Source organism: Rosistilla carotiformis (assembly GCF_007753095.1).
Lineage (GTDB): Bacteria > Planctomycetota > Planctomycetia > Pirellulales > Pirellulaceae > Rosistilla > Rosistilla carotiformis.
The window spans coordinates 808,692-834,860 of the sequence record NZ_CP036348.1 but is presented as its reverse complement, the minus strand read 5'-3'; the positions used below and the strand labels follow the sequence as shown (position 1 = coordinate 834,860).

Genomic DNA, 26,169 nt, shown 5'->3' with positions numbered 1-26,169 from the left:
ACCGATCGTGTCGATCATTCTGAAATCCAAATCCAACAAACGGGATCCTGGCTTCTCGGGCGTGGCTGGTTTTAACTTGGACGATCTGGCAAACCGTGCCTCTCAAGAACTCGACCAAGCGCAACAATCGGCCGCAGCGATCATCAAACAAGCGCACGCCGATGCAGAAGCGATCCAAAAGCAAGCCCGCGAAGCCGGTCGCGAAGAAGGACTAAAAGATGCCAACGAAGTGATCGATCAACGAGTGAAGGTTGCTGTCGATACGGCTGTGCACAGCCGTTTGGCAACCCTCGAATCGACGATCGATGAACTGTGGCAGACCGAACAGGAATGGTTGCAACAATGGCAACGCAACACGTTGGAGATCGCATTCGAGATCGCTCAGAAGTTGACACGCCATGCGATTCAGAACAACGATGATATCCTGATCGCGTGGGCCAACGAAGCGCTCGACGCCGTCCGCGGAGCACGGAAGATCACCTTGGCCGTTCACCCGGAAACGCTAAGCGTCTTGGGCCAGCAATTGGATCGCATCGTCCGACGCCCCGGATTGCCTCAGGAAACGCACATCGAACCGGACGAAACGGTCGAACCGATGGGCGTCGTGGTCCGCCAAGAGGGCGGACACATCGATTTACAACTATCGACACAGATGGAAACACTCGCCCAACACCTGGGGCTGAAAAGCGACGACCAATAGCCCTCCCTGCATGGGCGTCCTATCGAATCACGACCGCCGCAAACGGAAAACGCATGAAGAACGCTCCCTTCCCCGAACTGGTGAAAGCCGAAGATTACCGCCAGACGATCCGCAACGCGATCAACGGACGCGTCGTCGGGTCGGTCCATGCGATCGTCGGCAACCGGGTCGAGGTCCGTGGGCTGAGCGTGCCTGTCGGTTCGATCTGCACGATCCACACCCGCAGCGGGCAGAAGGGCGCTGCCAAGGTGATCGGCTTCCGCGACGATTCGCCGATCCTGGCGGTAATGGACGAATTGTCGGCTCTTTCGTCGGGCGATCCAGTCGAACTGCAGAGCCACAGCGTGAACCTGCGATTGGGTGAAGGGCTGATCGGCCGGGTCGTCGACGCTTTGGGCCGCCCATTGGACGGACGCCCGCTGCCCGCCTCGCTGACTACGACCTCGATCAACATGGAACCGCCCGCCTCGTTGGATCGCCCACCGATCGAGACCGTCTTCGAGACGGGGATCCGTTCGATCGATGGCCTGCTGACCTGTGGGCTCGGACAACGGCTGGGCATCTTTGCCGGAGCCGGTGGCGGCAAGAGTACCCTGATGGGCATGCTGGCCAAGAACTCCAAAGCCGATGCCGTCGTGATCGGGTTGATTGGCGAGCGGGGCCGCGAGGTCCGCGAGTTCATCGAACACACGCTAGGCAAAGAAGGGATGGCCCGCAGCACGCTTGTTGTTTCGACAAACGATCAACCGGCAACGATGCGGATCCAAGCCGCGTGGACCGCCACGGCGATCGCCACGGCGCTTCGCGATCAAGGCAAAAACGTGGTCCTGTTGATGGATTCGATCACCCGCTTTGCGACCGCTCAACGCGAGATCGGTCTGGCGGTCGGTGAACCTCCCACAACGCGCGGTTATCCGCCGTCGGTCTTTTCGACGCTGCCCAAGTTGGTTGAACAATCGGGCCGCACCGAACGAGGATCGATCACCGCGTTCTACGCCGTCCTTGTCGATGGCGACGACAACAACGAACCGATCAGCGACAACCTGCGCGGCCTGTTGGACGGCCACTTTATCCTCAGCCGCAAATTGGGATCCGAAGGCCACTGGCCAGCGATCGATGTGCTGGAAAGCCTCAGCCGATTGCAGACCAAACTGATCCCCGCCAAATCGCTTGCCGCCGCGACACAGCTGCGCAAATGGTTAGCCAATTACCGCACTAACGAAGACCTGATCAACATTGGCGCCTATCGCGCCGGCACCAATCCCGACCTCGATAAAACGATCGAGATGCAACCGATGGTGCGGCAGTTTCTTGTGCAAAAGTCGAACGAAGTCTCCCCGCTAGGGATCACGATGAAGGCGATGCAAACGCTTGCCGGATGATGAACTCAACGGGATGCCCCAACCAATAACCATCGGCCGGCTGAGTCCGAATCGCACCAGCCGCCACGACGACAAAGGAGATGGAGGATGCGAGGATTCAAATTTCGGCTGGCATCACTGCTGAGCCTGCGTCAAAACGAACGCGACGCAGCGCGACGCGGTTTGGCCGATGCGAACCAGGCGTTGGGCATCCTTGAGAACCGGATTGCCGAGAAAGACCGTAATTTGGCCGAACTTAAGTCGGAACGCGGTACCTATTTAAAAGGGGCGATCAGTGTCGACCGGTTGTTGTCCCAGGGACGCCACGAAATTCTTGTCGAGCAAGAAAAAGCTACACTTCAGCAGCAGGTCGGCCAGATCCAGGTCGAACTGCAAAAACGGGAAAGTATCCTGCAGACAGCCGATCAAGAAGTCAAACGAATCGAAAAGCTGCGCGATCGGGCGTTGGATGCCTATCGAAGTGAAGAACAAACGCGGATGCAGGCCGAAATGGACGAAGTTGCCGCGGTGCTTCATCAATCAGCAGAAAACACCCTACGGGGCACTTAATCGATGTTAACTAAAGGAATCGCTGGATTTTGCGTCGCCACGGTACTGACTCAGCTGTTGGTCGTGGGAGTTCTTGCGGTCCGCGGGAATCTAAATGCCGCTAGCACCACCAAGATCGTGGGGTTGATGAATGGCATCGACATCTCGGGGGATCGGGTCGCCGATAGCATTCGCGCGGCGAAAACCGAACCGATTCCTAGCTTTGAAGAGGTCCTGGCCCAGCGCGCTCGCGACGGGTTGGAGATGGATCTGCGCCGTCGCGCTCAGGAGAACTATTACAACCAATTGCAGGTGGTTCAGGAGCGATTGCGATCGAAAGAGTCGCGTTTCGACACGCGAAAAGATGCGTTCTACCGCAAATTGGCCGAACTTTCTCAAGGCACTCAAGACGAAGCGATGAAATCGCTGCAGACGACGCTCGAATCGCTGCCGCCCGCGACCAGCAAGGATCAATTAATCCGAATGTTAGACGGGGGTGACCTTAACGACGTCGTTGCAATCGTTAAAGCCATGCAACCAGATAAACGAAAGAAGATCTTGAAGGAGTTTGTTTCGCCCGACGAAGCGGACAAGCTGCAACAGATCCTGAACCAAATCGGTGCAGGCGAACCTGAAAAAACAGTTATCGACAAGGCGCGTGACGAGTAGCGATCTGCCGGCCGGACTTCGCGAGTCCGCCCCAGTCGACTCGGGCGCGACAGGGGAGGTCACCGATGGGCGACAAATTTTCGCTCAATTCGCTCAACGCAATTCGCCGCGACCAAAGCAGCGCGTCGCGATTGAAGTTGGACTCCATCGATTTGTCGAACGGCTTTGCTCAAATCTTTGAAGCCGCTCCGGCAACGCCCCCCGTGCCGCGCGAGCGTCCCCAGCCCAAAACCGACGACTCCAAAAGCCCTTCGGAATCGGCAAAGGCCGCGGCCAACAATCGCGATGACGACGAACAACCGGAACCGACCGGAATCGCCCAAGCAGCGACCACGCCACGGGTGCAAGCTTCCGATCCGTTGGAGAGTGCCGTAGACGAACCGATCCCGGCCGAGATCACCGTTGCTCAGGCGGAAACGCCGTCGAGCACGCCAACGCCCGGCGACGAAGCGCTCTCGGCAGAGGGATTGGTTTCCGAAGACGCTGCGGTCACGTTGGAGGGTGCCGGCGATACCGAGACCGCAACGGAGGCGGACGCTGCGTTTTCCAACGAAGCCGATTGGACTGTCGCGGAAGCAGGGTCGCAAGAGCTCCCTTCGGACACGACCACGGTGGCTGACGTCGTCGATGAATCGATCGATGACGTGGCGGATGTCGCGGCGGCGGCAGCAGCGTCTTCCAAGGAGACTGCCGATCTCCCCACAGCCACGGCAACCGAAGAGCCTGTGGTGGAAACGGAACTGAATTCATTCACGCAGGCATCCGAAACCGACGAAGCGACGCAGGAACAGCAAGGTCCAGCCATCGAACGCGTGGAAACCGAACCGGAACTGGCGGAAACCGGTGGGCAGACTGAACGTGGTGCCAACGACAACGAATCGACAGACGATGCAACCAGCCCACGGATCGTCGGTCAAACAACAGCCGTCGTCGCGTCGGAGCAAACATCCAGCGACAGTGGTGGTGGTGAATCGGCGGCCCCCGACTTTCAAGACGAACTTCCCGCGACCGATGCGGCCTCCTTCGATTTGGAACCTACCGTCGACGCGGTTCCACAGGAGCTTCACGCTACCGAACCCAAAGCAACCGTTCACCTGAATGCCGCCGCGGTTCCTGCGGCCGCCGCGCGGCAATCGGAATCGGTCTCGCAGACAGCAACCACCCAATTGCCCGACGCGGGCCCATCGGTCGGAAGCACCAAGTCGGATGCGACGGTGAATCCAACGGCGGAGAAGGCCAAGACGACCGAAGCGGGTAGGTTGGACCAAGCCGATCGAGCGCGTTTGCTGCAGCGCGTCTCCCGCGCCTTCCAGCAACTGGGAACCGACGGTGGCAGCTTAAAGATTCGTCTGCACCCACCGCGTCTGGGATCGATGGGAATCGATGTCAACGTTTCGGGGCGAAAGATCAATGCGCGGATCGTGACCGAATCGGAAGCGGCTTCGCAGGCGCTGCGGGAAAACTTGCACGACCTCAAGAACCGGCTGGCCGAACAGGGATTTGAGATCGAATCGATCGAGATCTCCACCGACAGCGAAGCCAGCGCCCACCAGGGAAGTCAACAAGAAACGCACGAATCATTCCAGCGTTTCGCCGGCCCAACGCGTTCGTTGCCCGATTCGGTTGCGAAAAGCGAACCGGTACCCGATATCAATAGGCATTCGGGCTCGTCGACCTCTCAATTGGATCTCGTGGCGTAACCTCACGACACCGTTCGTTGGCAGCTAGCGATTCTCTGCCGGCAACGTTTCGATTGCAAGCATCGTCCCCCATGGCTGAGCCGGGAAAAACTGCGATGGTGGCGAGACGATTGGGAAGCGTATCCTACGCGCCGAAACTAAATTTTTAATCGTCCAAATTGTCGCTTACAGGAATGTCGGATGTCTCAAATTTCTGCAACAGGTTCCACCGCATCCGCTAGCACTTCGGCGAATGCTTCCGAGAGTGGGCTGAACGACCTGAATCTCGACGATTTTTTGACGTTGCTGATCACCGAAATGCAGAACCAGGATCCGCTGAATCCGATGGAAAATGCCGACATGCTGGCACAGGTTGGGCAGATTCGCGAGATTGGTGCGACGAACGAATTGACCGAAACTCTTGGGAATCTCTCGGTCAGCCAACAGTTGACGACCGCTAGCAATCTGATCGGCCGCGAGGTCTCCGGCCTCAGCGACGACGCCGAAGAAATCACGGGAAAGATCGATCGGGTTTCGGTTGAGACCGATAGTGACGGCGGAGATTCCCGGAATGTCAAAGTTCACATTGGTGAAAAGACGATACAAGTTGGGAACATCCGGGAGATTGTCGAAGGCTAGCCAGCTAGCATCCTCTCCCGCGACGTAATGATCGCAATTAGGGAATGAGCATGGGACTGGCATCTGCACTCAGCACGGCATTGACGGGCCTCAGCGCCGCTGAAACCCAGATCGATGTAATCGGCAACAACTTGGCCAATGCACAGACGGTTGGGTTTAAAGCTTCAACCGCTGTCTTTGCAACGCAGTTCTTGCAGACCCAGTCGTTAGGTGCCGCCCCGACGGCGGAAAACGGCGGCACCAACCCACGCCAGATCGGCTTGGGGGTGCAGGTCGCCGAAATCACCTCCGACTTCACCCAAGGAACGATCGAAATCAGTTCCACCCCATCGCACCTGGCGATTCAGGGGGAAGGATTCTTCATCGTGGAAAGTTCTCAGGGCGAGAACCTCTACACACGAAACGGCATTTTTAAGCTCAACAGCGAAAATCAACTGACCACCGCCACAGGGCAGCGGTTGCTTGGATTTGGTGCCGACGATTCGTTCCGGATCGAAGAGACGCAATTGAAGCCGATCACGATTCCGTTGGGCAGTGAAAGCGTCGCGAAATCGACGACCGAAGTGACCTTTGAAGGCACGTTGACGCCCCAAGGGGAAGTCGCCGACGTCTCCCAGGTCATTCAAAGCGCTATCCTTGGGGATGCCGCGGTCCCACGTCCCGATGGCAGCGACATCGACATTGGCACATCGCCGGTTCCCTCGTCGACCGGCGTCTCAACCGCGGTTGCGGGAGGTGGCGCCCTCGCTGCGGGCAATTATCAATATCGCTTCACCTATGTCGACAACGCAGGTCGCGAAACGGTCCCCAGCGCGGCAGTTTCGGTCAACGCGGCGACCGGGCAACAGATCACGCTGGGCAATCTGCCAGCGTCGCCTTCACCGGAATACACCTCGGTGAACATCTACCGGACGGCCGCTGGGGGCACCGAGTTCTTCCAGCTCGATACCGCGACCACCGGCGGAACGTATATCGACGACGGCTCCACCGCCCTATCGACCACCGCCCTGGACACCGACACCCTCAGCGGCAACTACACCTACATGGTGACGTACCACAAATCGGGTTCGACCGAGAGTATTCCTAGCGTTCTGATCGGACCACAGAACGTCGTCGATGGGCGTATCACACTCGACGGCTTCCCAATCCCGCCGACTCCGCCCACCGGTGGCGGTTTCCCGGAATATGATGAAATCCGCATCTACCGGAACCTTGCCAACGATCAAAACAACTTTTATCTCGTCGATACGGTCACGCCGTACGACACGTACACCGACAGTAAGTCCGATGCAGAGATCTCCGATCTGGACATCACGGGAAACAAGCTGTTGGATCTCAACGGCCCCACGATCAACAGCAACACGCTGTTGACCAACGTCCTCAAACGGGACGGACTCAATTATTCGCCAGTCTTCACCGTGGGAACGATGTCCTATCAGGGTGAAAAAGGGAATCGTTTGCTGGGAACCAAAGAACTGGAGATCACGGCGACTTCAACGGTTCAAGACCTAATCGATTTTGTCGAATCGGCGTCGGGAATTCAGATCTTGCAAATCGATTCGCAAAATCCGATCCCCGCCTCGGAAAACAACATCCCAGGCGAAACAGGAACGTTGATTCCTGGCGGGTACATCCAAGACGGGACCATCCGGTTTGTCAGCAATACCGGCGAACTCAATGCATTAGATATCGACCTGACATCGTTCCGGATCGAAGACGATCTTGGCAACGTGACCGTCCCGAACCTCGCCTTTGGCACGATCCAAGAAGCGGAAGGAACCAGTGCGGTCGCGGACCTCGTCGTCTACGACTCGCTAGGTAACCCGCTGGACCTGCGGATCACAACCACGTTGGAAGAACGGAGCGACGAACAGACGGTCTATCGCTGGTATGCGGACAGCTCGGAAAACCAATCGACCACCACGGATGGAATCTCGGTCGGCACCGGTCTGATCCGCTTCGACGGTAACGGCAACTTCATCTCGGCGTCGAACACCCAGGTGAACATCAACCGAAGCGGTTCACCAAGTGTGTCGCCATTGCAATTCGATCTCGACTTCAGTTCGGTTTCGGGCCTTGCAACCGAAACCGCTTCGCTGGCCGCGACGCGCCAAGACGGTTCGGCACCGGGCGTGTTGACCAGTTATGTCATCGGCGAAGACGGCATCGTCCGCGGTGTGTTCAGCAACGGCGTGACGCGCGACCTGGGTCAGATTCAATTGGCTCGTTTCGCCAACCCCGCCGGCTTGGACGAACGGGGCCAAAACCTCTACGCCCAGGGCATCAACACCGGCCTACCCGTTCAAGGTGGCCCGGGCGAAAACGGTATCGGAGCGATCCGCGCCGGTGCGTTGGAACTATCCAACACCGACATGGGTGCCGATCTCGTCGACCTCGTGCTCGCCGGAACACAGTACCGTGGTAACACCCGGGTCATCACTTCGACCCAAGAACTGTTGGACGAATTGCTGAACCTAGCACGCTAACCTTTGACCCGCTGACGCAACTGCATCCGCATCGCTTCGACCAGCTCAGGATTCTCTTCGGCGATGTTGGTCGTCTCCCCATCGTCGCCGCGATGGTCGTACAGTTCGACGTAGCCGTCGCGATGAACGATCAAGCGGTGTGTGTCGGTGCGAATCGTTTGAGCCTTGGCATACGAGACGGCCGGATGCCCCGCGGCATCCGCCGACCGGACAATCGGTGCCAAGGAAACGCCGTCGACAAAATCGGGCTGCGGCAGACCGCTTAGGCTGCACAAAGTCGGAAAGATGTCGATGCTTTCGACGATCGACCGCGTCGTCACGCCCGGATCGGGTAGTCCGGGATGGCAGATCACCAACGGTGATCGCAACGATTCTTCAAACAACGCGTGCTTGCCCCAGATCGCGTGCTCTCCCAAATGCCAGCCGTGGTCGCCCCATAACACGATGATCGTGTTGTCCCGTTTCCCCAGCTGATCCAATCGCGTCAGCAGCTTGCCAACCTGAGCATCGGCGTACGAGACACACGCGGCATAGTGCTTCCGCACGGCGGTCGCAAATTCGGCGTCGTGATTGGGATCTTTGCCCCAGTTGTTATATCGCATGAATTCACCCGATTTATGCCACGTGGTCTTTCCACTGGGCTTTGTCGGATGCGGGATCGGTGGCAACGTGATCCCTTCATAGGGCAACATGTACTTCGCCGGAGCACCGAAGGGGAGGTGGGGCCGGATGATGCCAACAGCCAGGAAAAAGGGCTGCTCCGCGGCACCATCGCTTAACTGTTCCAACTGACGCAGAGCTTCGTCGGTGATCAAACCATCGGGATAGATCGAATCGGGCCCTTCGCGCGATTGAAACAGATCCATCTTGGAAGGGTCGTGACGGATCTCGCCATGAGCCAAGCCATGCATTGCGCCGCGAGGGTGCTGCCACGGTCCGGCCGGCAATAGATGACGGTCCCACGAATGCGGCATCTCCAGTTGAGACTCTTGATCCCAGTCGGCTCCGCCCCTTCCACCGGGATGATGGGAGACCTTTCCGACCGAAACCGTCGTATAGCCGTTTTGCCGAAACCATGCAGGCATGCTGGCGGAGACCGAATCGGGATCTTTGGCGATCTGAGCCGCCCGCTTAAAGATCGCCCCGTTGTCGCTGGGGCCGTACCGTCCGGTCAGCATCGCAAAACGCGACGCGCCACACGTCGGGGCTTGAACATAATGTCGGTCGAAGATCCGACCGCGAGCCGCCAAAGCGTCGATGTTCGGCGAATGAATGTACGACTTTCCAAAGCAATTCAATTCGGGTCGTAGATCATCGACGCAGATCAATAACACATTGGGACGCTCGGCAGCCGAAACGGCCGCAGGTACCATCCCGAGACAAACAAACAGAAGTATCCAACGCATCGAAGCAGTCACCTCGAAAAAGAAAACGGATCGCATTCACGATCCGCCATTGTACTCCAGCCCATCGCTGGCTGCCCGCCGGGCGTTCGCCATGGCATTGCTCGACGCAGCCGCGGGAAATTCCTCCGCGGCATCTGCCATCAACACCATCGCGAATCTCGAGTTCTCTCTCGTCCAACGTGTCACAAATTATTGGCCAACGCTCACAACCACCGCACCGTCGGGTAAAACCATGCCGGGGCACAGTTCGCCGGAACGACGGGCACGTACCGACATTGCGTTCGGTACCGCGACTCGCGACGCATTGCCTTGGTATCCGTATTGGGAAGTAAACACGCGAGGGCTTTGGACTCCCGAATGACCGTGTGCGTGTCGGTAGTTGCTGGAGTAGTCACCGTAATTGTAGTGTCCCGCGGCACCACGAATTCCAGCTTCGGAATGATAGAACATGCCATGACCATAACCCGCAGCGGAAGCCGTGGATGCGGCGACACAGGTGAAGGCATAGAGCAAAACGAGTGTGGCAAAGGAAGTTTTCATTTTCAAATCCAAGAGTTGAAGCAAACCGTGACGTCGGACCGCCCGCCCGTACGCGACCTGCAAAGGGGATTCACCAAACACACTCTCGACATCGCAAAATGAGTGCCAATGCCAAACGCTCACCAAAAGAGCCCATACCGGCACGTTTATGTGTTCCCGCCGCGCAGACTTTGATCGACATGCGCAAAGCCTGGCCGGAGGGACCGTCGGCAACGCCATGCTACGGCGGCCGATACGATTCGACCGAGCTTTGCGGAGCGAACATCCATCGCTGCGAAACGCTGAGGGGACGTATGGCCCCAGCTTAAATCAACGCTCCGCGGGAGCCGCTTCCTCCTTTAGGAAGTCATACTCTGGGGATACGCATTTCCCAGCCGACGATGCATAAACGCGTCGCAGCGATTCTTGACTTTCGGGAATGCGTCCCTGATCGTTCGTCGCCTCCTCCCACTTCACCAGCTCCCCACGATGGGTTTCCAGCACCGAGGCATACTCAGAATCGTTCGCCAAGTTGACCGTCTGGTGAGGATCGCTCCGCAGATCATAAAGCTCTTCGGCTGGGCGATTGGCAGCATCGAAGTACGAAGCTTGTAGCGGGCTGAGCTTGCTCTTTGACAACAACTTTCGAAAGGTCACGAACGTCGCATAGCCGTCGCGGTACTGCGGCTGAAACAACGCCCTATCGGTTTTGTAGTTCTTCAGATATCGGAACGCGCCGGACCGGACAGTCCGGATGCGATCGATGGCGTTGCCCATACGGTCGCGGGCGGAGATCACATACTTCCGCGGCTCATAGTCATTGGCAAATAGGTCACGACCTTCCATGAACGCGGGAATCTCAATTCCAGCAAACCCTAATGAACTGGCCGAGATGTCGATTCCACTGACAAGATCCGATCTCGATCCTCCGCGTTGCTTGACAGCTGCGGTGCCTTTTGGCCAGTGGACGATCAACGGAACTTTCAATCCATCCTCGTAAAGAAACTGCTTTGCCCGCGGCAGCGGACAGCCATGATCGGTGAAGAACAAGACCACCGTGTTGTCCCACAATCCGTATTCCTTCAGTGCCGCGACGATCGCTCCCACCTGAGCATCGGTCTCCGCAATCTGTTCGTAGTGGCGGGCGATCGCGTTGCGAAACACGGGATGGTCGGGATACTGCGGTGGAACCGTCACTTGCTCCTCCTTCACACGACTGGTCGCGGGGTATTTGGAGCCCGTTTCTCCCTGGAATTTGCCCCCCTTCAACTGAATCTGCCCGAAAAACCGCTTACCCTGCAGCGGTTGCAACCAGCTGAGATCGCGGCCGATCAAATGCGAATTCACCTGCCGCCGGGTTGGACGTTTGAATTCTGGCGAATACATCGCATCGCGATCTCGCTGGAAATTGTAGTCGTCTTTGGCTTCGTTGAATGTCAGGTAGCCGGCTTGGCGAAACAGTTCGGGGACCGTCGTCAGGCCTTCGGGCAGCGGCTTCTTGATCATCGTGCGATGTTGATGCAAACCATGGGTTGTCTGCATCGTGCCGGTGATCAACGCCGACCGTGTCGTCGAACAGACAGGTGCCGGCATGTAGGCGTTCTCGAACAGGACTCCCTCTTCCGCCAAACGGTCGATGTGAGGTGTCTCGGCCAAGGGGTCGCCATAACATCCCAGCCAATCGCTCATGTCATCGACATAGATCCACAAAACGTTGGGGCGGTCTGCGTGCGACATCGACGGACAAGCCATCGCAAGCGTCATGGCCACAACGATCAGCAACGGAAAACGACGTAATGGCATCGACAAGAATCTCATCAATTGACTCGCGTTGGCGTAGATGAATCGGGAGACTTCCCTTCCAGCAACATCTCAGATTAGCCGCTCCGCCCAGCCAATGGAATCACGAAACGACATCCCATCCCATAGAACGGTTGGCGGCAGAGGGAGCGTCCCATTGCCTATCGAGTCGCCGCGACGCGACAAGCAACGTCACAAGGCGACACCACACAGCGGCATTTGCAAAACGAAAATACCAGGGTGGCGCTAAAGCTGCACCTGCATGCTGCTCATCTGCTGCTGGCACAGCGCGATCGCAAGCGCGTCGGCGACGTCGGGCGGTTCGGGAACGGTCGCCAGATTCAACTGAAGCTTTACCGCCATCTGCATCTGATCTTTGGGAGCGTGCCCGTTGCCGGTCATCATCCGCTTGACCCTGGTCGCTTCGAAGCTCTCGATCGCGATCCCCGCTTGCGCCGCCAGCAGACAGATCACGCCGCGAGCATGCCCCATCAAGATCGCTGTCTGCGGACGCTTGTAGTGCGAATAGAGCTGTTCCAGCGCAAGCACGCTCGGGTTATGGGCGGCGATGACTTCGCCCAAACCTTCGTGCAGATCCAACAGACGCCGTTCCAACGACGCCTTGGCTTTGGTGCGGATGATCCCCGCTTCCAGCAGTTCGATCCCACCGGCGACCGAGCGGATCACGCCGTAGCCGGTGATGTTCAATCCGGGATCGACTCCCAAAATCGTGCCGCCAGTCGCCCCGCCGGCAGCGACCTTTCCCTTTACTTTTGCATTTCCCACGATGTCCCTTCCTTGCCATCCAGCAACGCCACGCCAATCGCAGCCAATCGGTCGCGGATCGCATCGGAGGTGGCGAAGTCTTTGTTGCTGCGGGCTTCCTTGCGGAGTTCGATCAACACGCCAACCAATTGGTCGGCCAAGCCGTTGTCGTCGTCGTCGCCAGCCGCCTTCGGTGGCCGCTTGCCAAACAACCCCAACAACCCGGTCAACTCACGCAGCACCAAGACGCTCTTGATGAAGTCGGGGTTGGCGATCTTGGCCGAATCGAGCCACGCCAAAAACTCTTCGACTGTCGCATCCTCGGGAACCTGCTGCGCCGCCGCTTGCTCGGGCAACTTGATCGCGGTGGCTTGCTTGTTCAATGCCCGCACGATATCGAACAACTGGCTCGACGCCGCTCCGGTGTTGAAGTCGTCGTCCATCGCTTCGCGGTATTTGTCGCGGCAGGCCAAGACAGCTTTCAGATCGGCGTCGTCCCCCGCGATCAGATCGCCTTGGGTTCGCGATCGCGCGACGGGAAGATCGTAGAACGCGATTCCGGTTCCCTTCTCAAAGCGGTCAAAGAAGCGATAAAAGCCTTCCAACGCCGTCCCCGCTTCCTGCAATCCCTCTTCGCCGAAGATGATCGTCGACCGGTAGTGCGATCGCAACAGGAAGAACCGGATCCGTTCACCGGTGTGGCGTCGGATCTGATCGGCCAAACCGCCGGCACCTTTGCTGCGTGAGATCTTCCCGGCAGCTTGCTCTTCGATCGATTCAGCGGCTTCGCCGGCTGCTTCTTTCTCGCGTTCGCTGCGTCCGCCCAGCTTGCCCGCGTCGCCGCCAGCTCGCATCAGCCCGTTGTGCATCCAATATTTAACCATCGGCGAACCGTGGCAACAGCTGCTTTGTGCCCGTTCGTTTTCGTGATGCGGGAACATCAGATCCAGACCGCCGCCGTGGATGTCGAATGTTTCGCCCAGATAATAGTGACTCATCGCCGAGCATTCGATGTGCCAGCCCGGCCGGCCTTTTCCCCAAGGACTGTCCCAAGAGGGTTCGCCTTCGCGAGCCGACTTCCAGAGCGCAAAGTCCGCTGCGGAACGCTTCTTGGCCGCCGCTTCGCCGCCGGCTCCCTGTTGATCGTCGGGCGATCGATTCGACAGCTGGCCGTAACCGCTGTCGCGAGCCACGTCGAAGAAGACATCGCCATCGCTGGCATACGCGAAGCCCTTCGACTCCAGCGACTGGATGAAGCCGATGATGTCATCCATATGGTCGGTCGCGCGAGGCAGGTAATCGATCTGATTAACGCCCAGCTCTTTCAAGTTCGCCATGTAATCGGCGGTCATCTCGACGGCGATCTGGCTCATCGGCACCTCGCGTCGACGCGATTCGGCGATCAATTTGTCGTCGACGTCGGTGATGTTCACGACCCACGTGACGTCAAAACCGCTGTAGGCGAGATAGCGTTTGATCGTATCGAAGATCACCGGGCCGACCATATGGCCGATGTGAGCTTCCTTGTAGACAGTCGGCCCGCACAAATACATCCCGACCTTGGGAGGGTGAACCGGCGCAAAGGGTTCTTTGGTTTTCGACAGAGTGTTGTAAACGCGAATCTCAGCCATGGTAGTGTCGGAGCCCGAGTGGGAGCGGGAAGGCCAAACAGTCGATCAAACGGAAACCGCGATCGAGTGAAAACATCAATGATGCGGCGATTATAGAGAATCGCCCCCGATTGGGCAGCCCGGACTTTCGCCAGCCCCCATCGATGCGGTCGCGAGCCGCCGCGGCGGATTCTCTAGCTGCGGTACAGTAGCGCCACGCAGCGGGCTTCGATCGCTTCCTGGCGTCCAACCGGGCCGACGTATTCGCCCGTCTTCCCCTTAATGCCGACGCAGTCGACCGAAATTGCAAGGATTTCCGCAATCCGAGCGCAGATCGCCGCGGCGTGTGGCGAGATCTTGGGCTGCTGAGCTCGGACGACACAGTCGAGATTGACGATCTCCCAACCGGCGGCGCGAACCCGACGCATCGCCTCCGCTAGCATTTCCCCGCTGTCGCGATCCTTGTTCTCCGGATCGGTATCGGGATACATCCGGCCGATATCGCCCAGCGACGCAGCTCCCAACAGCGCGTCGGTGATCGCATGCAGCAACACGTCGGCGTCGCTGTGACCGATCAGACCGCGGTCCCAGGGAATCTCAACGCCTCCCAGAAGAAACGGCCGCGCGGGGCCAATCCGGTGGGTGTCGTATCCCAGACCGATCCGCAGGGCAGGGGGGGAAGCTTGATTCATGAGTTACTGGCAAAATGACAAGGAACAACAACCGGCAATTCGATCGGACAGCACACCGAGCGGCGATCGCTCCGCCGACCGCCAATCGCGGCGGATTGGACTTCGGTTTAGAATACCGCAACCCACCTGTCACACGAATCACATCATCAGACAATCGACGACGCCCAATGCCTATCATCGAGATCGAGCAGCTTACCAAGTCTTACCGTGTTTACAAGAAACAGGAAGGGCTGATGGCCAGCGTGCGCGGCCTGTTTCATCGCGAGTACCGCGAGGTGGAGGCGGTTCGATCGATCGACCTGACCGTTGACGAGGGGGAATTTGTCGCGTTCCTGGGCCCCAACGGTGCCGGCAAAACGACGACGCTGAAGCTGCTCTCGGGCGTGATCAACCCAACCTCGGGGACGGCTCGCGTGATGGGCTACACGCCCTGGCAACGAGAAAATGGCTACCGCCGCCGCTTCGCTCTGGTCATGGGGCAGAAGAACCAATTGTGGTGGGACCTCCCCGCCCAAGAATCCTACCGCCTGCATCAACAGATCTATCGCATCGATCAAAACGCGTTTCAGCGAACGTTGGATGAATTGACCGACCTGTTGGACGTCCGACGCTTGCTGGGGCAACCGGTCCGCGAATTGTCGCTGGGCGAGCGGATGAAGATGGAATTGATCGCGGCGCTGCTGCACAACCCCGACGTGCTGTTCCTGGACGAACCAACGATCGGGCTGGACGTCGTCGCTCAACACAACATCCAACAATTCCTGCGGCACTATCAGCAGGAGAAGCGGACGACGGTGCTGTTGACCAGTCACTACATGAAGGACATCATCGCGTTGTGCCAACGCGTGGTGATCATCGCTTCGGGGCAGATCAAATACGACGGCTCGCTGACCGGGATCGTCGATGCGTTCAGTGGTTCCAAGGTGGTCACGCTGCAGTTTGCCGAAGGGCATCAACCGGGCGACCTAACAAACATCGGCGAAGTCCTGTCGATCGACCTACCCAAAGCGAAGATCAAGATCGCGCGGACCGACATTCCCAAGCGACTGGCGGCGGCGCTCAACGAGCATCCGATCGACGATGTCGTCGTCGAAGACCCGCCGTTGGAGGATGCGATCGCCGACATGTTCAATCGTGTTCGCGACGAAGAAAAGCAAGCGATGGCAGCGACCGCCGCCGATTCGAATTAGTCCGCAGCAACCCCTCTCGAACCCGATCGCACCGCTCGCCACCCCGCCAAAGAACCGCAAGCATGTCCACCGCAACACAATCCTCCTCACCGCTCACCCAACGCCTGAAGACCTGGTGGATGATCGTGCGGATCTCGCTGGAGGAACGACTGGTCTACCGAGGCGATTTTGCACTCGGTACGCTGATGCGATTCCTGCCGATCATCACGCAGATCTTCTTGTGGTCGGCGGTCTTTGCATCGATGGAACGACCGGGAGAAGAGACGACGTTTGGCGGTTTCCGCTTCCACGACATGGTCGCTTATTATCTGATCACCATGGTCGCTCGGGCGTTCAGCAGCATGCCGGGCTTATCGAGCGGGATCGCGAGGCAGATCCGCGACGGCGAGATCAAGAAGTTCATGATCCAGCCGATCGATCTGCTGGGCTTCTTGCTGCTGGGGCGCGTCGCGCACAAAGTCGCGTACTATTCAGTCGCCACGCTGCCGTTTGCGTTTGTCTTCTTTTTGTGCCGTAGCTATTTTGTCGACGGCTGGCCCGATCCGACGATCATCGCCGCCTTTGCCGCCACGCTCGTGATGGGCTTCTTGATCGGGTTCTTCTTAGAAGCGGCGATCGGATTGATCGGGTTCTGGTTCCTCGAAGTCAGCTCGCTGCTGTTCATCTACATGCTGTTCAGCTTCTTCTTGTCGGGACACATGTTCCCGATCACGCTGCTGCCCGACGAAATCGAATGGTTCGTCCAACTACTGCCGCTGAAATACCTCGCCTACTTCCCCGCCGCGGTCTTCTTAGGCAAGATCCCCCCCGATGAACTCGGGCAGGAATTACTGATCGAAGCCGGCTGGGTCGTCGTCCTAATCATCGTCTGCCGCGTAATGTACGCCCGCGGCGTCCGCCGCTACAGCGGCTTCGGCGGCTAAACCGACCGATACTGAAGCAAATGAGGAATCGGGGAATCGCAAGTGGCAGAATGACGGAGGCAGAATAATAAGAAACGGTTCCAAGTAGATGTCTACGAAGAATGGCTTTGTCGCGATGTAGACGGATGAGCTCTGATACGGCCAGCCCATTCATCCTAAAAAAGTCTACCGCCAAATCATTCTGCCAACCCACAAAGCACTCATGCCGAGCGAATCAGGCAATAACAAGTGGCAGAATGATGGGGGCAGAATAATAAGAAAGCAATTCTCTAAGTAGACAGCTACAAAGATTGCTTCTATTGCAATTTGGGCGACAGAGTATTGGTGCAGTCTGCCAATTCATTCACCCTAAAAATCCACCGCCGACTCATTCTGCCCCCATCATTCTGCCCCCATCATTCTGCCCCCATCATTCTGCCCCCATCATTCTGCCCCCATCATTCTGCCCCCATCATTCTGCCCCCATCATCTGCCCCCATCTCCTGCCCCCATCATCCTGCCCCATCATCCTGCCCCCATCATCCTGCCCCCATCATCCTGCCCCCATCATCCTGCCCCCATCATCCTGCCCCCATCATCCTGCCAACATCATCCTGCCAACATCATCCTGCCAACATCATCCTGCCAACATCATCCTGCCAACATCATCCTGCCAACATCATCCTGCCAACATCATCCTGCCAACATCATCCTGCCAACATCATCCTGCTAACATCATTCTTCCTCTCCTTTTCAAGAGACCGCGTTAACGTGTTATTGTCCGGAAGGTGATCTGGTGTTTGTCGAGGTTAACCCAATCCATGGTTGTCAGATCGGTGTGACAGAGAAACCGACGAAGATGATCGGCCATTGCAGGTTGACCGGAACTCAAACCGGTAACTGCAACTGCAGTACCTTCCGCCAGCATGCAAACTTCATGAGTGCCCACCTGCCGCCCGGCGTCGTAAACAGGAACGCGACGCAACGCGATCTCTGGGCCACCAAAAAAGTGAGTGATCGCTTGTCGATAGAGTGAAGTCTGCAGAAAGGCTCCCCAGTCGAGCAGCAGATCTTCGACAAGTCGCTGAAGCTTTCGACTTGCAACGGTGCGTGGCTGCCAGTCGGAATCGTCGACCTCAAACCGCCGCCGCTCGTTCAAATCAAGCGACGTCGAAACGAACCACTTCTCCACTTTCCCCGGCCGAAAATTAAGCAGCAGTCCATGATGCATGCCGGTCAGCAATAGATAGTGGATCGCCTGGGCCCGATGAACATCCGCAAGCTCCTCGACCACCTTCGCCTCGACCATCAGGCCGTTGGCGAGCAAGCTGTCCATGAAATACGATTTTCGAAAATCGTCGTGCTGGACGACGATTTCCACTTCACGCCGTGCCGGAACAATTTCCGCAGCGTGACAACGGCCAGAGATCACATTCTTGTAGATCTCTTCGTCCAGCAAACGTCCAAAAGATTGATGGACGTCAAACGCGATACCAACAACCCGTTCGGCCAGCGAATGAAACTCAGGCTCCGGGAATACCTGGATCTCCGCATCCACATAGATCGGCATGGCTCTTCACCTCTGGCAGAATCAAGAATCCGATATCGCCATCGAATCCTTTTATTCTGCCAAGCCACCACGCCGTGGGCAAAGCGGATCTTTCGCCGCGATGAATTACTTCATCATTTCCATCACGACGGGCAGGACTTTTTCTTTGACCGATTCGATGTTGCCTTCGATGAATGCGCCGGCTGCGGCTTTGTGGCCGCCGCCGCCGAAGACGCGGGCGACGTCGTTGCAGTTCATTTCACAGCGACTGCGGAAGCTCAACTTGAAGCCTCCCTTCAGCTGTTCGATCATGATCACGGCGGCGTCGGTGCCGGCGATCGCAAGCGTTAGATTGATCGCATCTTCGGTGTCGCTGGGCAACGCGCCGGTCTTTTCAAAGTCTTCGGCCAAGACCCAGGTGTAGACCAATCGGCCGCCGAGTTCCGCTGTGGTCCGCGACAAAATTCGGCCGCGCAATTTCACTCGGCCCAACGTGTCGCGTTCGTACAGATCGCCGTAGATCTCCGTCGGCGATGCGCCCGCGTCGACCAAGCGGGCGATGCAGCGGTAGGTGTCGGCGCTGGTCGAACTGAAGCGGAACCATCCGGTATCGGTTGCGATCGCTGCGTACAACGGCATCGCCATCTTCTTGGTCAACGGCACGCCCAAGGCGTCGGCAGCTTGAACGACCAAATGACCGGTCGCTTCGGCGCTGGTGTCCTTGAACAACAACGCTCCCATATCGTCTTCACCCAAGTGATGATCGACGATCAATTTGTCGGCGCGGGTCTCTTCGACAACTTGAGCCATCGCACCCAATTGAGCCCAGGCGCTGGTGTCCAAGACCATGATGCAGTCGGTCTGAATGTCTTCGGCTTCGACATGTCGACGCAGGACTTCGATGTTCCCCGCCGGATCCAAGAACTGCAGACCGGGAGGCGTATCGTGGGCGTTGATGATCCGCACCTTCTTGCCGACCGCTCGCAGCACCTCCGCCATTCCCAACTCGCTCCCCAGCGCATCGCAATCGGGGCGGATGTGGCTGGTTAAAACAAAGTTCTCGTAGTGGGCGATGGTGTCTTTGAACTTTTTCCAGTTGACGGGCATGCGAGGGTCCGATCGTGTACTTAGATTGAGATGGAAATGGATAACAGGGCAGCGAGGGAATCACGAGAGCGGTTCGTTCCGAACCGTCGCGATATCGCGCCCGAGTTGATTGCGAAGGTCATCGACAGAGGCGAACTTGACGATGCCACGGACTCGCCGGTTGAATTGGACTTCCAGTCTTTCGCCGTACAAATCACCCGTGAAATCTAACAGATGGACCTCGACTTTGCATTGGCCCTCGTCAAATGTCAAGTTTGGCCCGATGTGAATCGCCGCGCGATAGGCGGTTCCGCCCACCCAAGTCTGCCCCGCATAGACCCCCGCGGCTGGCGCAAGGACCTTCAAATCGGAGAGATTCGCCGTTGGAAAACCGAGTCCCGCCCCACGCTGTGAACCCACAGCGACCAGACCCGAGATTCGATAAGGTGCGGTCAGCATCGCGTTGGCCGCTTCGATCTGTCCATCGGCGATCGCTGCCCGAACCATCGTGCTGGAAACCATCTGCCCTTGATTATCCAAGGGTTCGACGATCCGCAGCGGGATCGCAGCACGCTGGCACAAATGGCCCAGCATCTCGACGTCCCCTTGGCGATCTTTGCCGAAATAGAAGTTCGGCCCTTCGGCCATCGCCTGGCAATCCAACCGCTCGCGGATCACCTGCTGAAAAAAGTCGGTAGCCGAAAGCCCCAGCAGTTCGGCGGTCGGACGGCATGCGATCACGCGATCGACTCCCAGCCGATACAACAGCTCCGCACGCCGCTCGATCCAGGTCAGCGGGACCGGCGCCTGGTCGGGTCGCAGCAGCGAAGCGGGATGCGGATCGAAGGTCAGCACCACCGCCGGCCCGCCCACTTCATCGGCCAACTGACGCAATTGTTTCAGCAGAACCGCATGTCCACGGTGAACGCCATCGAAATTGCCGATGCTGATGGCACCTCCTCGAGCAACTTGCGATGCCTGATCGAGATCACGAATCAATGTCACAGATTTATCAACGTCCGTCGGAGGCCAGAACAGGGGAGGGGAGGGCGGTTCAAAACGTCGGTCGATTATGCACTGCGAAGCCGCTGATGCCCACCGCCCACCGTTTGATCGCGGAAATTGCGGCCTTATTGATCCGACAGCGACATGAACGCCGCTGGCAGATGCTGCAACAGATCGCTGGCCGACAGACTGATCTGCCCCACCGATTCAGCCGCCAAATCGCCCGCCCGGCCGTGGACGAAGACTCCCAAATGAGCGGCTTCGAAAACCGCCAGGCCTTGAGCCAACAGGCCGCACAAGACGCCCGTCAGCACGTCGCCGCTACCGCCGCTGGCCATCCCCGGATTGCCCGTCGAATTGTGAACCGATTTCTTGCCATCGGTGACAAACGTCTTCGATCCCTTCAAGACGATCGTCGCACCGGTCGCCTTGCCCGTCTCGACCGCTGCGGCCTCCTGAGCCTTCCGATCGCTGGCCGCCACGCCACTCAACCGCTCCCATTCGCCCGGATGAGGCGTCAGGATCATCCGCGGGGCAAGCATCGATTTCCAGTCGTCGCACTGCGACAAACAATTCAGGGCATCGGCATCGAAGACCAGCGGCTTGTCGCTCTCCTGCGAACACAGCGTCTTCACGATCCCCTCGGCCCCAACGCCCGTCCGCATCCCGGGACCGCAGCCCAAAACGGTCGCCGATTCGGAAAGCTGGGCGACTCGCGACGCGGCTAGCTCATAAAAACCCTTGAGGTCATCGGGCAGCGCGACCGTCATATAACAGCGGTCATATCCGGCGACGGTTTCCAGGCAGCGGCGCGGAACCGCCACCGTCACCAGCCCGGCTCCCGATCGAATCGACGCGCTCGCCGACAGCGAAATCGAACCGGCCATTCCGGGAGAACCGCCGATCAACAAGACCCTGCCGTAGTCGCCTTTATGGCTGTCGGCGTCGCGAGGTGCCAGTTGGGGCAGGGCAGGGGATCGGGTTGTCATTTCATTCACCATCGGATTGCGGAGGGGCTTGTTGACCGCAGGCGATCAGCCCGGCGACGTAGCCACCTTTGAAGCCGGCATCGATGTTCACCACCGAAACGTTCGACGCACAACTTGTTAACATAGACAACAACGCGGTGATACCGCCCAGCGACGCACCATACCCAACGCTGGTCGGGACCGCGATCACGGGATACGGAACGTGCCCGGCGACAACGCTCGGCAACGCCCCTTCCATCCCCGCGACCACAACCGCCGCGGCGCAACCTTCCAGCGCCGGCAGGCTGGCCAACAACCGCTGCGGCCCGGCGACGCCGATGTCGGTCAGCACGCGAAAAGGAACGCGCATCCAGGTCAACGTCTCGGCCACCTCTTCGGCGACCGCCGCATCGGTGCTGCCGGCGGTGACGACAGCGATCGGGCGAAGCGCCGTCGACGATTCGTCGACAACCGCCAACGCCTCGGCCGTCCGAGCGATCCGCAGCGTCCGGGCCTGGGGGGAGTAATGCATCTGCCAGTGGGGAACCTGGATCTGAGCAAAAACGTCGGCGGCCAAGCGGGTGACCAGCACCGAGGGGCTCAGTTCGAGCAGCTTTTCGGCGACGCGGACGATCAAATCAGCCGGCTTCCCCTCGCCATAGATGACTTCGCCGAACCCGCAGCGGGCCTTGCGACCGCGATCGACCGTCGCTCCGTCGATCGCTTCGATCTCTCGCGACGCCAACGATTGCTCGGCCTGCTCGATGGAGATCTCGCCGGCAGCCAGGGATCGCAGTAATTCGGAAATTGGCTTCATGTTTTGAATAAGGTCCGCTTGTCAGGGCAGGGCAATGGGAAGCACAATGTGCTGGATAAACGCCGTAAATCGCAATCAATCGTGGCAGTGGCCGGGCAAACCGAAACCAAGGTGGTCCCGACGCTGGCACGAAGAACAATTAAAATCGCGATCGATCGCTGCGGACCCGGCTCGCGTTTTTTTTGGTCCGCCAACATCTGACGCCTCTTAGAAAGCATAACGAATCATGAAAAGCTGTGTATTGGCATACTCCGGCGGTCTCGATACATCGGTCATCTTAGGCTGGCTGCAAGATCAGGGATACGAAGTTCACGCGGTCTACGTCGACCTGGGGCAACCTTGCGAAGACCGCGCGGCGACGCTGAAGAAGGCTCAAGATGCGGGAGCCAAATCGGCTCGGATCGTCGACGTTCGCGAAGAATTGTGCCGCGACTTCGCTTTCCCCGTCCTCTCGTGGCAAGCTAAATACGAGAGTATCTATCTGCTGGGCACCTCGATCGCACGGCCGCTGATCAGCAAAGTCATGCTGGAAGTCGCTCGCGAAGTTGGCGCGACCGCTTACGCTCACGGCGCCACCGGCAAGGGGAACGACCAGTGCCGCTTCCAATTGGCTGCCGAAGCTTTGGACCCTTCGATCGAGATGATCGCACCGTGGCGGATTAAAGCGTTCCGCGACCTGTTCCCAGGCCGCACCGAATTGATCGCCTACTGCGAAGAGAAGGGGATCCCGGTTAAAGCGTCGTCGTCGAAGCCGTACAGCAGCGACGAAAACGTTCTGCACATCAGCTACGAAGCGGGCCAACTGGAAGACCTGACTGTCAACGGCGTCGAACTCGTCGACTTCGGCATGACCGTCAGCCCGCAAGCGGCCCCCGACAAGCCCGAAGAGGTCACGATCGACTTTGAAGCCGGCGTCCCGGTCGCTCTGAACGGCAAGACCGTCAGCGCCCTGGAGATGGTTGAATCGTTGAACGAGATCGGCGGCCGCAACGGCGTCGGCCGGATCGACATGATCGAAAACCGATTTGTCGGGATGAAGAGCCGCGGCGTCTACGAAGCTCCCGGAATGACTGTCCTGTACGACGCGTTGCTAAACATCGAACAATTGACCCTCGATCGCGACCTGGTTCGCTTGCGTGACAAGCTGGCCGTCGAAGTCTCCGAAATGGTCTACTACGGATTCTGGTACACGCCAAAGTTCGATGCCCTGTTGGCCTTCATCAACGAAGCGCGCAAGCCGGTCACCGGAAGCGTCACGCTGCAGTTGTACAAAGGGAACATCATCGTCAGCAGCCGCCAGAGCCCGAACAGCTTGTACGACGAAGAGATCGCAACCATGGAAGGTGGCGGTTCGTACAACCAAGACGACGCCGAAGGCTTCCTGCGAATCCACGGCCTGCCCAGCCGAGTGCAAGGCCGCGTCTCGCCACGCGCATACTAGACCGCTTGGCAAATTCTTCACGGCCCGCACGCGCGGGCCGTGCCGCCGCAGCGCGATGAAAAACCGAACGCCTTGGTCATTTGCCAAGGCGTTTTCTATTTCCACCCGATCTTCTTGTCATTAAATGACGACGCCTCGCTGGCCCTTTCCCAACAGCTGCGGTTTGCCCCCACTTGCAGATTCGCGAACGCGCGTTTTCCTCTTTGCTCTTGGGGTCGGGTCTGCGCGATTGCCCGTCCCAATAGTCGACACGGTGAGTTTTCCTAACACCGAAGCCTGCCGCCACAACAAATGGTCGCTCTATGCGAGTTGTAGCGATTGCGATAGGCGTCCCGAGGGAAAAGTGCCTACCAAGGATGCCGAACCCGGCACCTGCACGCCAAGCTTCCCTTGGCGTCCTATGTTTCATCTAGCCTGACTAACGCCACGCAATTTTGCTGCGTTGGCGTAAGACATTCACAACAGAATCCAATCGCAGGAAATAAAGGGGCACGACGATGAAATGGTTTCAACGCATCGGAATACGATCAAAACTATTGGGTATCGTAGCAGTGATGTTACTAGGACTCGGGGCGGTCTTTTTGTGGATCTTTAATTCCCGCGTCAAGTCGACCGCACACAACGAGATGCTGAGCCAAGCGAGTCGTATCGTCGACACGGCGGAATCGGTCCGCTTGGGAATGGAAGACAAATGGAAGTCAGGGGTTTTCTCCCAGGAGATGCTTGCAGAGTTTGCTGGAAAAGGAGAAACCGAAAAGGTGCTCGCCACCGTTCCGATCGTCACCGCCTGGACCGCAGTGATGCGACGCGCGAACGAAGGGGGCTATGAATTCAAGACTCCCAAGTTCGATCCGCGAAACCCCGTCAACGAACCCGATGCCGTCGAAAGCGAAGCCCTGAAGCTGTTTGCGGCGGAGCCCGACCGAAAATCGTATTCGGTCGTCGATAAAGAGAAAAATGCGGTCCGCTACTTTCGCCCGATCCGCCTGACCAGCGAATGCATGCTCTGCCACGGCGATCCCAAAACGAGTAAAGAGCTGTGGAACAACGACGACGGGCTCGACCCGACCGGTTACCACATGGAGAATCTCGCCGTCGGCGATCTCCACGGCGCCTACGAAGTAACCCAGTCGCTGGACGCCTCCAACGCCGCCGCCAAAGCCGCCGTCTTTAACGGCGCGTTGGTCATCGCGGGCGCGTTGGCAGTCAGCTGCGTGATCCTTGCGTGGCTGTTGAACTTCTCGCTGATCAAGCCGCTGCTGAAATGCAGCGAGGCCTTTGCGCGCCTGGTTTCGGGCGACCTGCGAACCAAGCTCGACGTGACCAGCGAAGACGAAGTCGGCCGCTTGCAAGCGGGAGTCAATGCACTGACCGATCGAATGCGCGGCATGATCCTCAAAATGCAGCACACATCCCAAGAACTGAACCAGGTTTCCGGTGGACTCAGCGAAACCGCGGTCCGCGTCGAAGGAGCCGCTTCGAACACCAGTTTACGCAGCAACACCGTCGCGGCTGCCGCCGAACAGATGAACGTCGCGATGCAAAGCATGGGACAGTCATTGCAACAGGTCGGCACCAGCGTACAAAACGTGACCACAGCCACATCGCGAATCAGCGCCAACGCCGAAAGCGTTGCCAAAAATTCGAGCGAAGCGGTGGAGATCACGAAACAGGCTTCCGCGCTTGCTGCCGATGGTGGCGAACGGATTCGCGAACTGGGCATCGCCACCGCGGGCGTTGGCAAGATCGTCGACCTGATCGAAGATATCGCTGGCCAGACGAACCTGCTGGCTCTCAACGCGACGATCGAATCGAGCCGAGCTGGAGAAGCGGGGCGTGGATTTGCTGTCGTCGCGACCGAGGTCCAACAACTGGCTCGCCGCACCTCCGATGCCACGACCGGCATCCGCGACGAGATCGAAGCGATCCAACGGATCGCCGATCGCGTCGTTGCATCGATCAAATCGATCGAAGAAGTATCGCAATTGGTCACCAACAAAGCGGGTGAGATCTCGATGTCGGCGGCCGAACAGGAGCAGGCAATCCAAACGGTTGTGGGCCAATTGAGCGAAATCGCTAACAATACCCAAGCCGTTTCCGTTGGCGTGGAACAAAGCGTTTCGGCGGCACAAGAAGTCGCTGCGAAGATCGCCGAAGTGAGCACGATCGCGTCGGAAACGAGCCGTGAGGTGAACGCGACCAAACAAGCTGGCGGAGAAATCCAACGCGTTGGCGGCGAGTTCAATCAACTGCTGACCGAATTCGCGGTCTAAGCCATCGACAACCAATGGCCGTGGCAACTCGGTTCAATCGAGTTGCCCACGGCTCTCAGCGAT

At 58.3% G+C, this 26,169-nt stretch carries 22 protein-coding genes; 11 read left to right on the top strand and 11 right to left on the bottom strand.

Annotation, left to right across the window (positions count from 1 at the left end; genetic code table 11):
* The first annotated feature begins 7 nt into the window (after positions 1-7).
* The 7 genes from Poly24_RS03010 to Poly24_RS02980 all read left to right on the top strand — a co-directional run bounded on the left by Poly24_RS03010 (position 8) and on the right by Poly24_RS02980 (position 8,083).
* Positions 8-700 carry a FliH/SctL family protein gene (locus Poly24_RS03010; protein ID WP_197452284.1) on the top strand — a complete coding sequence of 231 codons (693 nt, stop codon included), beginning with the start codon at positions 8-10 and terminating at the stop codon, positions 698-700.
* Positions 701-753: 53 nt separating this feature from the next.
* Entirely contained in the window at positions 754-2,082 is a 1,329-nt protein-coding gene (locus Poly24_RS03005; protein WP_145090243.1) for a FliI/YscN family ATPase, read from the top strand.
* Positions 2,083-2,169: 87 nt separating this feature from the next.
* Positions 2,170-2,631: a flagellar export protein FliJ gene (fliJ, locus tag Poly24_RS03000; protein WP_145090240.1), complete on the top strand. Its 462-nt coding sequence runs from the start codon at positions 2,170-2,172 to the stop codon at positions 2,629-2,631.
* A gap of 3 nt (positions 2,632-2,634) precedes the next feature.
* Positions 2,635-3,279: a MotE family protein gene (locus tag Poly24_RS02995; protein WP_145090237.1), complete on the top strand. Its 645-nt coding sequence runs from the start codon at positions 2,635-2,637 to the stop codon at positions 3,277-3,279.
* A gap of 65 nt (positions 3,280-3,344) precedes the next feature.
* A complete protein-coding gene (locus Poly24_RS02990; RefSeq protein WP_145090234.1) occupies positions 3,345-4,979 on the top strand; it encodes a flagellar hook-length control protein FliK in 1,635 nt (544 codons plus the stop codon).
* A gap of 180 nt (positions 4,980-5,159) precedes the next feature.
* Positions 5,160-5,597 carry a flagellar hook assembly protein FlgD gene (locus tag Poly24_RS02985; RefSeq protein ID WP_145090231.1) on the top strand — a complete coding sequence of 146 codons (438 nt, stop codon included), beginning with the start codon at positions 5,160-5,162 and terminating at the stop codon, positions 5,595-5,597.
* Between the two features lie 50 nt (positions 5,598-5,647).
* On the top strand, positions 5,648-8,083 hold the full coding sequence (locus tag Poly24_RS02980; RefSeq protein ID WP_145090228.1) for a flagellar hook-basal body complex protein: 2,436 nt from the start codon (positions 5,648-5,650) through the stop codon (positions 8,081-8,083).
* On the opposite strand, the gene Poly24_RS02975 is transcribed toward Poly24_RS02980, so the two are convergent.
* The 6 genes from Poly24_RS02975 to ispF form a co-directional block, all read right to left on the bottom strand.
* Positions 8,080-9,489, bottom strand: coding sequence for a sulfatase (locus tag Poly24_RS02975; RefSeq protein WP_145090225.1), 1,410 nt, complete (start codon positions 9,487-9,489; stop codon positions 8,080-8,082). The two genes, Poly24_RS02980 and Poly24_RS02975, sit on opposite strands and share 4 nt — an antisense overlap.
* Before the next feature lie 189 nt (positions 9,490-9,678).
* Complete coding sequence (locus Poly24_RS02970) at positions 9,679-10,029, bottom strand: hypothetical protein (protein ID WP_145090222.1); 351 nt, start codon at positions 10,027-10,029, stop codon at positions 9,679-9,681.
* Between the two features lie 309 nt (positions 10,030-10,338).
* Positions 10,339-11,811: a sulfatase family protein gene (locus tag Poly24_RS02965; protein WP_197452283.1), complete on the bottom strand. Its 1,473-nt coding sequence runs from the start codon at positions 11,809-11,811 to the stop codon at positions 10,339-10,341.
* 243 nt (positions 11,812-12,054) lie between these two features.
* Positions 12,055-12,594, bottom strand: coding sequence for a crossover junction endodeoxyribonuclease RuvC (gene ruvC, locus Poly24_RS02960; RefSeq protein ID WP_231753445.1), 540 nt, complete (start codon positions 12,592-12,594; stop codon positions 12,055-12,057).
* A complete protein-coding gene (cysS, locus tag Poly24_RS02955) occupies positions 12,576-14,204 on the bottom strand; it encodes a cysteine--tRNA ligase (RefSeq protein WP_145090216.1) in 1,629 nt (542 codons plus the stop codon). Before cysS ends, ruvC begins: the two co-directional genes overlap by 19 nt.
* Positions 14,205-14,377: 173 nt before the next feature.
* Complete coding sequence (gene ispF, locus Poly24_RS02950) at positions 14,378-14,875, bottom strand: 2-C-methyl-D-erythritol 2,4-cyclodiphosphate synthase (RefSeq protein ID WP_145090214.1); 498 nt, start codon at positions 14,873-14,875, stop codon at positions 14,378-14,380.
* Positions 14,876-15,042: 167 nt separating this feature from the next.
* Here ispF and Poly24_RS02945 point away from each other — a divergent pair, with 167 nt between their 5' ends.
* A complete protein-coding gene (locus Poly24_RS02945; RefSeq protein ID WP_145090211.1) occupies positions 15,043-16,065 on the top strand; it encodes an ABC transporter ATP-binding protein in 1,023 nt (340 codons plus the stop codon).
* A 62-nt stretch (positions 16,066-16,127) separates the two neighbouring features.
* The gene (locus tag Poly24_RS02940; protein WP_145090208.1) at positions 16,128-16,988 is read left to right on the top strand and encodes an ABC transporter permease; all 861 of its coding nucleotides are present in this window, start codon (positions 16,128-16,130) and stop codon (positions 16,986-16,988) included.
* A 745-nt stretch (positions 16,989-17,733) separates the two neighbouring features.
* On the opposite strand, the gene Poly24_RS02935 is transcribed toward Poly24_RS02940, so the two are convergent.
* The 5 genes from Poly24_RS02935 to larB all read right to left on the bottom strand — a co-directional run bounded on the left by Poly24_RS02935 (position 17,734) and on the right by larB (position 22,392).
* The gene (locus Poly24_RS02935) at positions 17,734-18,537 is read right to left on the bottom strand and encodes a GxxExxY protein (RefSeq protein ID WP_145090205.1); all 804 of its coding nucleotides are present in this window, start codon (positions 18,535-18,537) and stop codon (positions 17,734-17,736) included.
* 105 nt (positions 18,538-18,642) lie between these two features.
* Complete coding sequence (locus Poly24_RS02930; protein ID WP_145090202.1) at positions 18,643-19,623, bottom strand: DHH family phosphoesterase; 981 nt, start codon at positions 19,621-19,623, stop codon at positions 18,643-18,645.
* A 60-nt stretch (positions 19,624-19,683) separates the two neighbouring features.
* Positions 19,684-20,607 (bottom strand): riboflavin biosynthesis protein RibF, encoded by a 924-nt coding sequence (ribF, locus tag Poly24_RS02925; protein ID WP_145090199.1) that lies wholly within the window; start codon positions 20,605-20,607, stop codon positions 19,684-19,686.
* A gap of 125 nt (positions 20,608-20,732) precedes the next feature.
* A complete protein-coding gene (locus tag Poly24_RS02920) occupies positions 20,733-21,596 on the bottom strand; it encodes an NAD(P)H-hydrate dehydratase (protein WP_145090196.1) in 864 nt (287 codons plus the stop codon).
* Between the two features lies 1 nt (position 21,597).
* Positions 21,598-22,392, bottom strand: a complete 795-nt coding sequence (gene larB, locus Poly24_RS02915) for a nickel pincer cofactor biosynthesis protein LarB (RefSeq protein WP_145090193.1) — start codon at positions 22,390-22,392, stop codon at positions 21,598-21,600.
* Positions 22,393-22,618: 226 nt separating this feature from the next.
* On the opposite strand from larB, the gene Poly24_RS02910 reads away from it, so the two are divergent.
* Together Poly24_RS02910 and Poly24_RS02905 are read left to right on the top strand one after the other, a co-directional pair.
* Entirely contained in the window at positions 22,619-23,833 is a 1,215-nt protein-coding gene (locus Poly24_RS02910; protein WP_145090189.1) for an argininosuccinate synthase, read from the top strand.
* A 554-nt stretch (positions 23,834-24,387) separates the two neighbouring features.
* Positions 24,388-26,106, top strand: coding sequence for a methyl-accepting chemotaxis protein (locus Poly24_RS02905; RefSeq protein WP_197452282.1), 1,719 nt, complete (start codon positions 24,388-24,390; stop codon positions 26,104-26,106).
* Positions 26,107-26,169 lie beyond the last annotated feature (63 nt).